The following is a 13574-nucleotide window of genomic DNA, read 5'->3' as shown; positions in this document are numbered from 1 at the left end:
AACGGTACCGTTCGTTGCATGGCACCCAGCACAACGACTGACGCTCCGTTTGGACGGATGCTGACCGCCATGGTCACTCCGTTCCTCCCGGACGGCGGCGTCGACTACGACGGCGCCGCGCGCCTCGCGACCCACCTGGTCGACGAGCGGCGCCACGACGGCCTCGTCGTCAACGGGACGACGGGCGAGTCGCCCACGACGAGCGACGACGAGAAGAGCAGACTTCTGCGCGCGGTCATCGAGGCGGTCGGCGACCGCTCCGTGGTCGTCGCCGGTGCCGGGACGAACCACACCGAGCACACCCTGAAACTCGCGCGGCAGGCCGAGGCCGCCGGCGCGCACGGGCTGCTCGTGGTCACCCCCTACTACAACAAGCCGCCGCAGGAGGGCCTCGTCCGCCACTTCACCGCGGTGGCCGACGCGACGGGGCTGCCCTGCATGCTGTACGACATCCCGGGGCGCACCGGGGTGCCGATCGAGAACGACACGCTCGTCAAGCTCGCCGAGCACCCGCGCATCATCGCCGTCAAGGACGCCAAGGGCGACCTGTTCGGCGCGTCCCGCGTGATGGCCGCGACCGACCTCGTCTGGTACTCCGGCGACGACAACCTCAACCTGCCCTGGCTGTCGGTCGGCGCGGCGGGGTTCGTCAGCGTGGTCGGCCATGTCGTCGGCGCCGAACTCCATGAGATGATCGACGCATACCGCGCCGGTGAGCACGGGCGGGCGCTGGAGATCCACCGGCGGCTGCTGCCCGTGGTCACCGCCATCATGACCCGTACGCAGGGCGCCATCGCCGTCAAGGCAGCGCTGAACCTGCTCGGCCTCCCCGGCGGCGGCCCGCTCCGCGCGCCGCTGGTGGAGGCCTCGCCGGAGTTCGCGGCGCGCCTGCGAGAAGACCTCACGATAGGGGGAGTCAAAGTGCCGGAGGTCGTCATCCCGGAGGTCGCCCGGTGAGCCATCCTCACCCGGAGCTCTCGGACCCGCCCGCCCCGCCCGCGGGAGGGCTTCGCATCGTCGCGCTCGGCGGGCTGGGGGAGATCGGCCGCAACATGACGGTGTTCGAGTACGGCGGACGCCTGCTCGTCGTCGACTGCGGCGTGCTGTTCCCCGAGACCGAGCAGCCCGGCGTCGATCTGATACTGCCCGACTTCGAGTACATCAGGGACCGCCTCGGCGACATCGAGGCGGTCATACTCACGCACGGCCACGAGGACCACATCGGCGCCGTGCCCTACCTGCTGCGCGAACGCCGCGACATCCCGATCGTCGGCTCCAGGCTCACCCTCGCGCTGCTGGAGGCCAAGCTCACCGAGCACCGCATCAAGCCGGTCACCGACGTGGTCGTGGAGGGCGAGCGCCGCTCCTTCGGGCCGTTCGACTGCGAGTTCCTCGCCGTCAACCACTCGATCCCGGACGCGCTCGCCGTCGCCCTCCGCACGCCGGCCGGGCTCGTCCTGCACACCGGCGACTTCAAGATGGACCAGCTCCCGCTGGACGGCCGGCTCACCGACCTGCCCGGCTTCGCCCGGCTCGGCGCCGAGGGCGTCGACCTGCTGATGGCCGACTCGACCAACGCCGAGGTGCCCGGGTTCGTCACCAGCGAGCGCAACATCGGCCCGGTCGTCGACGAGGTGTTCCGCACCGCGCAGGAGCGGCTCATCGTCGCCTGCTTCGCCTCGCACATCCACCGCGTCCAGCAGGTCCTGGACGCCGCCGTCGCTAACGGCCGCAAGGTCTGCTTCGTCGGCCGCTCGATGGTGCGCAACATGGGCGTCGCGCGCGAGCTGGGCTACCTGAACGTGCCCGACGGCATCATGGTCGAGCAGAAGGAGCTGGACGACATCCCCGGCGACCGGCTGGTGCTGGTGTGCACCGGGTCGCAGGGCGAGCCGATGTCGGCGCTGTCGCGGATGGCCAACCGCGACCACTCGATCCGCATCACCGAGGGCGACACCGTGCTGCTGGCGTCCTCGCTGATCCCGGGCAACGAGAACGCGGTCAACCGCGTCATCAACGGCCTCACCCGGTGGGGCGCCCGCATCGTGCACAAGGGCAACGCGCTCGTGCACGTGTCCGGGCACGCGTCGGCGGGCGAGCTGCTGTACGTGCTGAACGTGACCAAGCCGGCCAACTTCGTCCCCATCCACGGGGAGTGGCGGCACCTGCGCGCGCACGCCAAGCTCGCCGCGCTCACCGGCGTCCCCGCCGACGGCATCGTCATCGCCGAGGACGGCGTCGTCGTCGACCTCGTGGACGGGCGCGCCAAGATCGTCGGCGCCGTGCCCGCCGGCTACGTGTACGTGGACGGGCTGTCGGTCGGCGAGGTCACCGAGACCTCGCTGAAGGACCGGCGCATCCTCGGCGAGGAGGGCTTCGTCTCCATCGTCGTCGGCATCGACTCGACGTCCGGCAAGGTCGTCGCCGGGCCGGAGGTGCACGCGCGCGGCGCCGGCATCCTCAACGAGGACTTCGACGAGATCATCGAGCGCATCGAGGCCTCGCTGCGGGGCGCCGCCGCCGACGGCGTCAACGACCCGCACCAGATGAACCAGCTCATCCGGCGGACCGTCGGCAAGTGGGTGAGCGACAACTACCGGCGCCGCCCGATGATCGTCCCGGTGGTCGTGGAGGTCTAGGAGCACGTTCACGGACGGCCGCGGGGCGCGCGCCCCGCGGCTGTCCGTTTCTCCAACACGCCTCGCGCCCTCCCTGGAACCTCCAGGGTCCTTGGTTACTCTCATCACCATGGCCACACGTGCGTCCGGGGGTGCGAGAACCTCTTCGCGTGCGGGGGGCAGTGGGGCTCGCAAGCCCGCAGGTTCGTCCCCCCGGAAGCGACCGAGCGGCACCTCCAAGGGCGGCCGCGGCTCGGGGCGGGGCCGCCCCCCGCAGAAGCCCGACCCGATCTCCCAGGCCGTCCTCGGGTTCTTCAAGCTCCTGTTCAGGCTGTACCTGCTCGCCGCCGTCGCGGTCGGGTCGGTCTTCCGCGCCTACGGGCACGGCGCCCGCAACCTCGACCCCGAGCACCGCCGCGACGGCCTCGGGCTGGCGCTGCTCGGCTCGTCCATCGTGCTGGCCTCCGTCACCTGGTTCCGGCCCGACGGCGTCGTCACGATCGCGCTGGAGAAGATCGTGCGCGGCGGCCTCGGCATCATGGCGATGGTGCTGCCCGTGCTGCTGGCGCTGCTGGCGTGGCGGACGCTGCGCCATCCCGAGCACCACGAGGACACCGGCCGCATCGTCATCGGCATCACCGCGCTCGGCGTCGGGGTGCTCGGCATCCTGCACATCGCCGCCGGCGTCCCGTCCCCGGCCGCGGACATGGACGGCGTCCGCGAGTCCGGCGGCGTGATCGGCTGGCTGGTGTCGGCGCCGCTCGACGCGGCGCTCAGCGGGTGGGTGGCCGTCCCGCTGCTGCTGCTCCTGTCCGGGTTCGGGCTGCTGGTCGTCACCGCGACGCCGATCGCGAAGGTGCCCGAGCGCGTCGCCGACCTGTGGGCGATGGCGACGCTGCAGGGCCGTCCCGAGCGTCCGTCCGAGGGCGAGAAGGACGGCGCGGACGAGCCGAAGAAGCGGCGCCGCAAGAAGAAGCCCGACGAGGCCGACGGCGAGCTGGAGGTCGGCGAGCACTCCCGGCCCTACGACACGCCGCTGCTGGAGGACGAGCCGAAGAAGGCCGACCGCCCGAGGCGCGACCTCGCCGACGAGCTGTTCGAGCCCGACCCGTTCGGCGCCGGCGTCCCGCCGCCCGCCCCGCCCGCCGACGACGGGCCGATGGACGCCCACGTCGCCGGCGAGTCCATGGCCGGCGAGTCCATGGCCGGCGAGTCCATGGCCGACGGGGTCATGGCCGACGACGCCCCGATCGAGCCGCACGAGCCGCGCGACCCGACGCCCGCGCCGCGCCGCTCGGAGCAGCTGCCGCTGTCGTCGTCCGGCGAGATCTACGTCCTGCCGGACCCGTCGGTGCTGCGGCCGGGCAGCGTGTCCAAGCCGCGGACGAAGGCCAACGACACGGTGGTGAACGCGCTCACCGGGGTGCTGGAGCAGTTCGACATCGACGCGCAGGTCACCGGGTTCACCCGCGGCCCGACGATCACCCGGTACGAGATCGAGCTGGGCCCGGCGGTGAAGGTGGAGAAGGTCACCGCGCTGACCAAGAACATCGCCTACGCGGTGAAGAGCGCCGACGTGCGGATCATCTCCCCGATCCCCGGCAAGTCCGCGATCGGGGTGGAGATCCCCAACACCGACAAGGACATCGTCAGCCTCGGCGACGTGCTGCGCTCGCCGGCCGCGACCAACGAGCACCACCCGATGATCGTCGGGCTCGGCAAGGACGTCGAGGGCCGCACGGTCGTGGCGAACCTGGCGAAGATGCCGCACATCCTCATCGCGGGCGCCACCGGCGCGGGCAAGTCGACGTGCATCAACGGGCTGATCAGCTCGATCCTGATGCGCGCCACGCCCGACGAGGTGCGGATGATCCTGGTCGACCCCAAGCGGGTCGAGCTGACGATGTACCAGGGCATCCCGCACCTGATCACGCCGATCATCACGAACCCGAAGAAGGCCGCCGAGGCCCTCGACTGGGTCGTCGGCGAGATGGACCGCCGCTACGACGACCTGGCCGCGTCCGGGTACCGGCACATCGACGACTTCAACAAGGCGGTGAAGGCGGGCAAGCTCAAGCCGCCGCCCGGCAGCGAGCGCGTCTACACCCCGTACCCGTACATGCTCGTCATCGTCGACGAGCTGGCCGACCTGATGATGGTCGCGCCCCGCGACGTGGAGGACTCGGTCGTCCGCATCACCCAGCTCGCCCGCGCCGCCGGCATCCACCTGGTGCTGGCGACGCAGCGGCCGTCGGTGGACGTCGTCACCGGGCTCATCAAGGCCAACGTGCCGTCCCGGCTGGCGTTCGCGACCTCGTCGCTCTCCGACAGCCGCGTCATCCTCGACCAGCCGGGCGCGGAGAAGCTCGTCGGGCAGGGCGACGCGCTGTTCCTGCCGATGGGCGCGAGCAAGCCGATGCGCCTCCAGAACGCCTACGTGTCGGAGAAGGAGATCCACGGGGTCGTCGACCACTGCAAGGCGCAGATGGAGGCGAACTACCGGGACGACGTCGCCGAGTCGAACAAGCCGAAGAAGGAGATCGACGAGGAGATCGGCGACGACATGGACCTGCTCGTCCAGGCGATCGAGCTGGTCGTGTCCACCCAGTTCGGGTCGACGTCGATGCTGCAGCGCAAGCTCCGCGTCGGGTTCGCCAAGGCCGGGCGGCTGATGGACCTCATGGAGAGCCGCGACATCGTCGGGCCGAGCGAGGGCTCCAAGGCGCGGGACGTGCTGGCCAAGCCGGACGATCTTCCCGGGGTCCTCGCGGAACTGCGCGGGGGCGGCTGAGCGGCGGCCGGCCGGGCGGCGGGCCGGGCGCGGCCCGCCCCGCCAGGGCATTGCGGAATGATGCGAAATCTTGCCCTGTTTCGAACGTGTCGGCTGTCGCCCAGCGGGCATTGCCGTTCCTAGACTGGTGTCCCTGAAGATCGGCCACGAGCGCCCCCGAAGGAGGCCCGAGGTGAGCATCGGTGAGACCTTGGCGGAGGAGCGTGAGCGGGCCGGTCTCTCGGTGACACAGGTGAGTCTCCAGACCCGGATACGGGAGACCGTGATCCGCGGCATGGAGGCCGACGACTTCTCCGCGTGCGGCGGCAACTTCTACGCCCGCGGTCACATCCGCAGCATCTCCCGGGTCATCGGCATCGACCCCGAGCCGCTCGTCGCCGAGTTCGACGAGGGGCACGGCGGCGCGCCGCAGCCCGTGTCGGCGGTGTCGGCGTTCGAGCCGGAGCAGCCCATCGCGTTCCGCGAGCGCAAGGCGCCGAACTGGAGCGCCGCGATGGCCCTCGCCCTCGCCCTCGTCGTCATCTACGGGGTCGTCCAGGTGGTGGGGCACGGCGGCGGCGGCGAGCAGCGCACCGCGCGGCAGGTCGCCGGGACGCCCGCGCCGTCCGCGTCGGCCTCCGCGTCCGCGCCGCCGAAGAACAGCGCGCCGATAGCGGAGGCGCCGCGCACCAAGGTCGACGTGCGGGTCGAGGCCAAGCACACGACGTGGCTGAACGTCATCGGCGACAACGGCAGGACGCTGTTCATCGGCACGCTGCGCAAGGGCGACACGAAGGACTTCACCGCCAAGAAGAAGGTGAAGCTGGTGGTCGGCGTCGGCGGGAGCGTCAACCTGACCGTCAACGGCAAGGACATCGGCTCGCCCGGCAAGGGCAAGGGCGTGCAGCGGCTCAGCTTCGACAAGAACGACCCCGAACCCGCTTAGCACGGGGGATGTGGGGGGCGTCCCCCGCAATGACTCGTGTTGGGGTCGCTGGTACGTCCTGGCGCCGCGGCCCATTACCGTTAGGGCATGTCGACTCGCCGCAAAGTCTCGCTCATCACGCTCGGCTGCGCCCGCAACGAGGTCGATTCCGAGGAACTCGCCGCGCGCATCGAGGACGCGGGCTGGGACCTGGCCGACGGCGCGGACGGCGCGGACGTGGTCGTCGTCAACACCTGCGGTTTCATCGAGGCCGCCAAGAAGGACTCCATCGACACGCTGCTCGCCGCGCACGACTCGGGCGCCAAGGTCGTGGCGGCCGGCTGCATGGCCGAGCGGTACGGCAGGGAGCTGGCGGAGGCGCTGCCGGAGGCCGACGCCGTGCTCGGCTTCGACGACTACGCGGGCATCGGGGAGCGGCTCGACGACGTCATGGCGGGCCGCAGGCGGGACGCGCACACCCCGCGCGACCGCCGGACGCTGCTGCCGATCAGCCCGGTGGACAGGTCGGCGGCCCGCGTGGCGGTCCCCGGGCACGGCCCGGCCGACCTGCCGGACGGGGTGGCTCCCGCGTCCGGCCCGCGCGTGCTGCGGCGGCGGCTCGGCGGCGGCCCGGTGGCTCCGCTGAAGCTGGCGTCCGGCTGCGACCGGCGCTGCACGTTCTGCGCGATCCCCGCATTCCGCGGCGCGTACGTGTCGCGCCCGCCGGCGGAGGTGCTGGAGGAGGCGCGCTGGCTCGCCGGGCACGGCGTCCGCGAGCTGGTCCTCGTCAGCGAGAACTCCACGTCCTACGGCAAGGACCTCGGCGACCTGCGCGCTCTGGAGAAGCTGCTGCCGGGCCTCGCGGCCGTCGACGGCATCGAGCGCGTCCGGGTCAGCTACCTGCAGCCGGCCGAGACCCGCCCGGGCCTCATCGAGGCGATCTGCGGCACGCCCGGCGTCGCCCCCTACTTCGACATGTCGTTCCAGCACGCCAGCGGCCCGGTGCTGCGCTCGATGCGGCGGTTCGGCGACCGCGAGCGGTTCCTCGGGCTGCTCGCCCAGATCCGCGAGCTGGCGCCGGACGCGGGCGTGCGGTCCAACTTCATCGTCGGCTTCCCGGGCGAGACCGAGGACGACTTCGAGGAGCTGGCGGAGTTCCTGTCCGCCGCGCGGCTCGACGCGGTCGGCGTGTTCGGCTACTCCGACGAGGACGGCACGGAGGCCGCGGACCTGGACGGCAAGCTCGACGAGGCCGAGGTCGCGGCCCGCGTCGAGGAGCTGTCGGGCCTCGCCGAGGAGCTGACGTCCCAGCGGGCCGAGGACCGCGTCGGCTCGGTGGTCCGCGTCCTGCTGGAGGACAAGGCCGAGCCGGCCGGGAACGAAGGGGACGGCGGCTTCGAGGGCCGCGCCGAGCACCAGGCGCCCGAGGTGGACGGCACGGTCCTCGTCCGCGGGGCCGGCCTGGCCCTCGGCGAGATCGTCGAGGCCCGCGTCACCGGCAGCGACGGCGTGGACCTGAGCGCGGAGGTCGCATGATCGCCGGCATCCCGGAACCGGTCGCGGGCGCCTCGGACCCGCCGCCGGCCGGCGTCTGGAACATCGCGAACGCGCTGACGATGCTCCGGATCGTGCTGGTGCCGGCCTTCGTGTGGCTGCTGTTCCTGGACGGCACCGGCTGGCGGCTGGCCGCGTTCGCGGTGTTCGCCGCGGCCTCGGTCACCGACAAGATCGACGGCGACATCGCCCGCGCCCGCGGCCTGGTCACCGACTTCGGCAAGATCGCCGACCCGATCGCGGACAAGGCGCTCACCGGTGCCGCGCTGGTCAGCCTGTCGGTGATGGGGGAGCTGTGGTGGTGGGTGACGGCCGCCATCATGGTCCGCGAGATCGGCATCACGGTGATGCGGTTCGTCGTGATCCGGCACGGCGTGATCCCCGCCAGCAAGGGCGGGAAGCTGAAGACGATGCTGCAGGTCATCGCCATCGGCTTCTACATCCTGCCCGGCCCGCTCGACTACGTGCGCTGGGTCACGATGGGCGCCGCGCTCGTCGTCACGGTCGTTACCGGCGTGGACTACGTCGTCCAGGCGTGGCGGATGCGCCGCAGGCCCGAGGCGTCCGACCGCTAGGAGACGGCCAGTTCGTCGCCGACGCGCAGGACGCCCGTCGCGCGCGGGACGCCGAGGCGGCCGAACATGATCTCGCGGGCGCCGTCGAACCGGGCGGTGCGGTGGCGGGCGAGCGCACGGAGCGGTCCGGGCGCGCGCCCGGCCGTCTCCTGGTCGATGTTGACGATCACGCAGCGGCCGGTCGGCCGGACCAGTTCGATCTCGGCCGCGGCGCCGCGCAGCCGGGTGGCGGCGTCCTCCCCGTACGGGCCGAGGCCGCGCAGGACGATGTTGGGCCGGAACCGGGAGATGGGCAGCGGGTCCCCGATCCGCCGGTTGAGGTCGTCCAGCGACTCGGCGGACAGCACCGAGACCGGGTAGCCGTCGGCGAACGCGAGCGTCCCGCCGCCGAGCCGGGTGGGCCGCGTGCCCGTGAACCGGACGAGGCGGCACGGGGCGCCGAGCGCGGCCGAGAACCAGCGGGCCGCGTCGTCGCCCTGGTCGACGCCCCGGCACGGGCGCTTGTGGACGGTGACGTCGAGCGCCGGGCCGTCCACCGCCTCGCACACCAGCGGCGTGCCCGCCGACGGGCCGGAGACGGTGAGCTTGACGCCGTCGAAGGCGGGCCGGAGGAGGGCGAGTGCGGGGATCTCCCGCTGCGACAGGTGCCGCCCGTCCGGGCGGACGAGCATGAACTCGCGGTCGTGCCGCAGGCCGGTCGGCGTCAGTTCGGCCTCGGCCGGCGCGACGCCGCCCGCGCTCTTGACGGGAAAGACGTTCAGGGCCGCGACGATGGCGATCATGTGCGGGACGGTACGTGCCCGCATCCCGCGCTGACCAGTGGAAGCGGCGATACTTGACGGCGATTCGTCAGCTTGGGGGTGGCAGGGCCGTGACCGCACGGGACTTCACGTACGCCGAGGTGGGCGCGACGCGGAACGCCGAACGGCCGGCGGGGTACCGGCACCTGCGCGAGCGCGTGCCGGTCGGCCACGGCGCGGCGGCGTTCCGGAACGCCGCCGGGGCATCCGCTGTCGGGGGCGGAGTCGTTCGTCGTGCACCGGGACGAGGAGGACGACGTGTGGCTGACGGTCACCCTGTTCAGCCGCCCGGCGACGGCGCCGGCGCGGCTGGCCGGACCGCTCGTCCCGGTGTTCCAGCGCGGGTACGCCCGCCGCTGCGGCGCCGTGCTGCGCCGCCTGTCGCGGTAGTGGCGCCCGCGCAGGGGGCCGCGAGGCCACACCCACCCCGGTCGTGGTCCCGCGGCCCCGGTCACGCGGGCGCCACGCGATTCGATTATCCCCGCCGCCCTTCGGGGGGACGAATCGATCACATGAGTTTTGACTCACAGTGTGACCTGCGCTTCCGGGTGCCGGTCGGACCGGCGGCCGTCGGCGCGCGGCGACGATGCGCGCCCGCGCGTCCGGCCCCTTCGCGCGGCGCGCCGGACGCCGCCCCGCCGCGCCGGACAATGCGCGGCCGTGTCCTTCGCGCCGCGAGGGAAATGGGAGGGGCGGGTTGGACCGGTGCGAACGGCGTTGGCGGCGCCGCGTCCTGAATCGGCCGTCCTTCCCGGTGAACCGGTGGTGCGGCGGGGCCGTCGGCGTGCCGCGCCGGTAGATTCGCGGTGGCCGAGGCCGCCGGCGGAGATGGGGACGCGATGCGAGTCGAACTGCTCACGGTCGGGGACGAGCTGCTCCTCGGCGACACGATCAACGGCAACGCGGCGTGGCTGGGCCGCCGGCTGGCCGACCACGGCGTCGAGGTGACCCGCAGCGTCGTCGTCGGCGACGAGCTGGACGTCATCGTCGCGGCCGTGGGGTCGGCGCTCGAACGGGCGGACGCGGTGATCACCACCGGCGGGCTCGGCCCGACCTACGACGACCTCACCCGGGACGCGCTCGCCGCTGCGGCGGGCGTCGCCCTCGTCCGCGACCCGCACCTGGAGCGGCGGCTGCGGGAGCGGGTGGCCAAGGCCGGCCGCGAGCTCCAGCCGATGGCGCTGCGCATGGCCGACGTGCCGAAGGGCGCGCGGGTGCTGCCCAACTCGGCGGGGTCGGCGCCCGGCCTGCGCGTGGAGCTGCCCGGCGGGGTCGTCTACGCGCTGCCCGGCGTCCCGTTCGAGATGCGCGCGATCATGGACGAGGTCGTGCTGCCGGAGATCGCCCGGATCGCCGGGCCGCCCGCCGTCGCGCGCCGCACGTTGCGCACCGCCCGGATGTGGGAGTCGGTCGTCGCGACGCGGCTCGCCGAGGTCGAGGCGATGGACGGGGTGCGGCTCGCCTACCTGCCCGACCCCGCCGAGGTGAAGATCCGCATCACGGTGACCGGAGCCGACGCCGCCAGCCGCCTCGCGGGCGTGGAGGCGCGCGTCCGGACGCTGCTCGGCTCGGCCGTCTACGGCGCCGAGGACGAGTCGCTGGACCGGGTCGTGCACCGGCTGCTCGCCGCCCGCGGGGAGACGGTCGCGGCGGCCGAGTCGCTGACCGGCGGGCTCATCGCCGCGGAGCTGACCGCGATGCCCGGCTCGTCCGCCACCTTCGCGGGCGGCATGGTGACGTACGCGACGGAGGCGAAGGCGCAGCTGCTGGGCGTCCCGGCGGACCTGCTCGCCGGGCACGGGGCCGTCCATCCGGACGTGGCCGCCGCGATGGCCGCGGGCGTCCGGGACGCGGTCGGCGCGACCTACGGGCTCGCGGTGACGGGCGTCGCCGGCCCCGACACGCAGGACGGCCGTCCCGTGGGAACGGTCTACATCGGTGTGGCCGGTCCTGGAAATTCGCACACTGTGGTCAGTCCGAAACTCCCCGTGCCGGGCGCCGGGCCGGAGATCCGCGCGGTGATCCGGCGGATGACCGTCGTGCACGCCCTTGAGCTGCTGAGACGCGTCCTGATGGGGCTTGACGCCGAGGGCGGGAGCGGGGAGGCTCAGGCAGATCGGGAAGACCGGGACTGATTACAGCGTTACGTTCCGAGCGAACACGAAATCAACGGTCTGCCATGGCCGCCGTCAAGGCGGGTACGGTGGAACCGGCAGATGGTCCGAACTGAGGGAGGGAGCGAGACGATGGTCCTGCTTCGCCAGCTGCTCGGTGACGTACTGCGGCAGCTGCGGCTGCGCCAGGGACGCACCCTCCGTGAGGTGTCCGCGGCGGCGCGGGTGTCACTCGGCTATCTCTCCGAGGTGGAACGGGGGCAGAAAGAGGCTTCTTCGGAGCTGCTGTCCTCGATCTGCAAGGCCCTGGGCGTTCCGCTGTCGCACGTCCTGAGGGAAGTCGCGGATCAGCTCGCTCTCGCCGAGCTGCAGCACGAGCCCGTCATGGCGGGCGCGCCCGAGCACGAGCGCATCACCGCCGAGAGCATTCCGGAGACTCCGGAGGAGATCACCGGGGAGTTCCGCGCCGACATGGTCGCGGCCTGACCCGTTCTCGGTGCGTTCATGCACGACCGGGGCCGCGGGTGTGCGCGGCCTCACGCATGAACGCGGCATTTGCGGGGATCTCTCTGTGTTGTAACGGACAACCGTAATGACGCGGAAGGAGCCCGATAATGGCGACGGTCAAGAGCCCGCTTTCGGACCAGGCCGTGAAGACGGTGGGGGAGGCCCTGCAGGGCTCTCTCGTCGATCTCATCGATCTCTCTCTTGTGGCCAAGCAGGCCCACTGGAACCTGACCGGGCGCAACTTCAAGGTCGTGCACGAGCACCTGGACGAGGTCGTCGCACTGGCTCGCACGGGCCAGGACGATGTCGCCGAGCGTGCCGTGGCGGTGGGCGTGAACCCGGACGGCCGTTCCCGCACGGTCGCGGACCGGACCAAGCTGCCGCAGCTGGAGGCCGGCTACCTCGACGACGACAAGGTCGTCGCCGCGGTGACCGACATTCTGGCGCAGATCATCGCCCGGTTCCGCGAGCGCATCGCGGCGACCGACGAGCCGGACCCGGTCACGCAGGACCTGCTCATCAGCATCACCGCCGAACTGGAGAAGCAGCACTGGATGTTCCAGGCGCAGACGTAGTTCACCGCATCGCTGCGCGATCAGGTTCTCGAAGGCCCGAACCTGCCTTCGGTCGCGCTCGCACGACATCAGGTCGTTGACGGCCGAGGTGGCGGCTGGGGCAGGTGCGTCACGACGGTCTCGGCGAACTCGATCGCGAGGGGGCTGAGGGCGTCCCAGCGCCGCGCGGCCCAGCCGGCGAACAGCGGCGGCAGCTCGGGGATGGGTACGAGTCTGACGTCGCCCTGCCGCCGCCCCCAGCCGGGGAGGGCGGGCAGGATCGCGTGCCCGAGCCCGAGTTCCGCGAGCAGCAGAGCGGTGTCCCAGTCGGCGACGCTCGTGGTGGACGTCAGCCGGACGCCGTGCCGTTCGAGGTGCATCTCCAGGTGGACGCGCGACGTGGAGTGCGCGGGCAGTTCGATGTGCCGGATCCCGGACAGGTCGTCCAGCGTGATGGACGTGCGGCCGGCGAGGGGGTCGCCCGTGTGGACGGCGAGCGTCCACGGCAGCTCGCACGACGCGCGCTGCTCCACGCCGTCGAGCGGCGGACCGATCGTCACCCAGGCGAGGTCGGCGGTGTGCGAGCGGACGGCCTCCAGGCAGCGCCGGCTGGAGCCGGCGGTCTCGAACTGGAGGGCCGCCTCGGGATGCCGGTCGCGGAACGCCGCCACGCCCGCCGCCATGAAGTGCCGGACGGTCGTGGCGCCGGTCGCGACCCGGACGGTGCCGCCGACGCCGCGGCGCAGGTCGTCGAGATGGCGCAGCGCGGCGTCCAGCCCCGCGATGCCCTCCGTCGCCGCCTCGTGCAGGACGCGCCCGGCCCGCGTCGGCACGACGCCGCGCGGCCGCCGCTCCAGCAGCACGAGCCCGGTCTCCCGTTCCAGCCGCTTGACGTGCTGGCTGACGGCCGACTGGCTGCACGACAGGTCCCGCGCGACGGCGCTGAGGTTGCCCACCGAGCAGACGGCCACGAACACGCGGAGGTCGTCGAGGGTCATGTGCCCAAGTTAGAGCTAAGCGATCAATAAGAAAACCCGAGAATTGACTTGGAACGATCGCAGGCCGAAGATCGTGGCACGGGCGCAGGATCCGGCGACCCGGTCAGGCGGCGACCCGCCCCGGCGGCCCCGGGGGGCCGGGCGGGCGCCGACCCCGCC

Annotated in this window: 12 protein-coding genes and 1 pseudogene; 11 read left to right on the top strand and 2 right to left on the bottom strand. The window is 72.5% G+C overall.

Translation table 11 applies throughout. From position 1 onward, the window contains the following. Positions 1–18: 18 nt before the first annotated feature. From dapA to SM611_RS10345, 6 genes are all read left to right on the top strand, one after another. Positions 19–957: a 4-hydroxy-tetrahydrodipicolinate synthase gene (gene dapA, locus SM611_RS10370; RefSeq protein ID WP_371949068.1), complete on the top strand. Its 939-nt coding sequence runs from the start codon at positions 19–21 to the stop codon at positions 955–957. Further along, on the top strand, positions 954–2639 hold the full coding sequence (locus tag SM611_RS10365; RefSeq protein ID WP_371949066.1) for a ribonuclease J: 1686 nt from the start codon (positions 954–956) through the stop codon (positions 2637–2639). The genes dapA and SM611_RS10365 overlap by 4 nt, the downstream gene beginning before the upstream one ends. A 109-nt stretch (positions 2640–2748) precedes the next feature. Beyond that, positions 2749–5409, top strand: a complete 2661-nt coding sequence (locus tag SM611_RS10360; RefSeq protein ID WP_371949065.1) for a DNA translocase FtsK — start codon at positions 2749–2751, stop codon at positions 5407–5409. A gap of 172 nt (positions 5410–5581) precedes the next feature. Next, on the top strand, positions 5582–6334 hold the full coding sequence (locus SM611_RS10355) for a helix-turn-helix domain-containing protein (RefSeq protein WP_371949063.1): 753 nt from the start codon (positions 5582–5584) through the stop codon (positions 6332–6334). Between the two features lie 87 nt (positions 6335–6421). Beyond that, on the top strand, positions 6422–7849 hold the full coding sequence (gene rimO, locus SM611_RS10350) for a 30S ribosomal protein S12 methylthiotransferase RimO (protein WP_371949062.1): 1428 nt from the start codon (positions 6422–6424) through the stop codon (positions 7847–7849). After that, entirely contained in the window at positions 7846–8442 is a 597-nt protein-coding gene (locus SM611_RS10345; RefSeq protein WP_371949060.1) for a CDP-alcohol phosphatidyltransferase family protein, read from the top strand. Before rimO ends, SM611_RS10345 begins: the two co-directional genes overlap by 4 nt. Here the strand turns inward: SM611_RS10345 and SM611_RS10340 are convergent. Further along, positions 8439–9224, bottom strand: a complete 786-nt coding sequence (locus SM611_RS10340) for an MOSC domain-containing protein (RefSeq protein WP_371949059.1) — start codon at positions 9222–9224, stop codon at positions 8439–8441. The genes SM611_RS10345 and SM611_RS10340 overlap by 4 nt on opposite strands. A 14-nt stretch (positions 9225–9238) precedes the next feature. Between SM611_RS10340 and SM611_RS10335 the strand changes: the two are divergent. The 5 genes and pseudogenes from SM611_RS10335 to SM611_RS10315 form a co-directional block, all read left to right on the top strand. Beyond that, a pseudogene (locus tag SM611_RS10335) lies at positions 9239–9433 on the top strand (DUF1990 family protein); the annotation flags it as partial. Between the two features lie 43 nt (positions 9434–9476). Continuing rightward, positions 9477–9632 (top strand): DUF1990 family protein, encoded by a 156-nt coding sequence (locus SM611_RS10330; protein ID WP_371949057.1) that lies wholly within the window; start codon positions 9477–9479, stop codon positions 9630–9632. Positions 9633–10081: 449 nt separating this feature from the next. Next, positions 10082–11377 carry a CinA family nicotinamide mononucleotide deamidase-related protein gene (locus tag SM611_RS10325; protein ID WP_371949056.1) on the top strand — a complete coding sequence of 432 codons (1296 nt, stop codon included), beginning with the start codon at positions 10082–10084 and terminating at the stop codon, positions 11375–11377. A gap of 111 nt (positions 11378–11488) precedes the next feature. Next, positions 11489–11842, top strand: coding sequence for a helix-turn-helix domain-containing protein (locus tag SM611_RS10320; RefSeq protein ID WP_131937264.1), 354 nt, complete (start codon positions 11489–11491; stop codon positions 11840–11842). Positions 11843–11970: 128 nt separating this feature from the next. Next, positions 11971–12438 carry a Dps family protein gene (locus SM611_RS10315; protein WP_371949053.1) on the top strand — a complete coding sequence of 156 codons (468 nt, stop codon included), beginning with the start codon at positions 11971–11973 and terminating at the stop codon, positions 12436–12438. Between the two features lie 68 nt (positions 12439–12506). Here SM611_RS10315 and SM611_RS10310 read toward each other — a convergent pair whose 3' ends face one another. Further along, a complete protein-coding gene (locus SM611_RS10310; RefSeq protein ID WP_371949052.1) occupies positions 12507–13415 on the bottom strand; it encodes a LysR family transcriptional regulator in 909 nt (302 codons plus the stop codon). Positions 13416–13574: the final 159 nt, after the last annotated feature.

It is taken from the genome of Actinomadura monticuli, assembly GCF_041463655.1.
Lineage (GTDB): Bacteria > Actinomycetota > Actinomycetes > Streptosporangiales > Streptosporangiaceae > Spirillospora > Spirillospora monticuli.
This window is presented reverse-complemented; position numbering and strand designations above follow the sequence as displayed.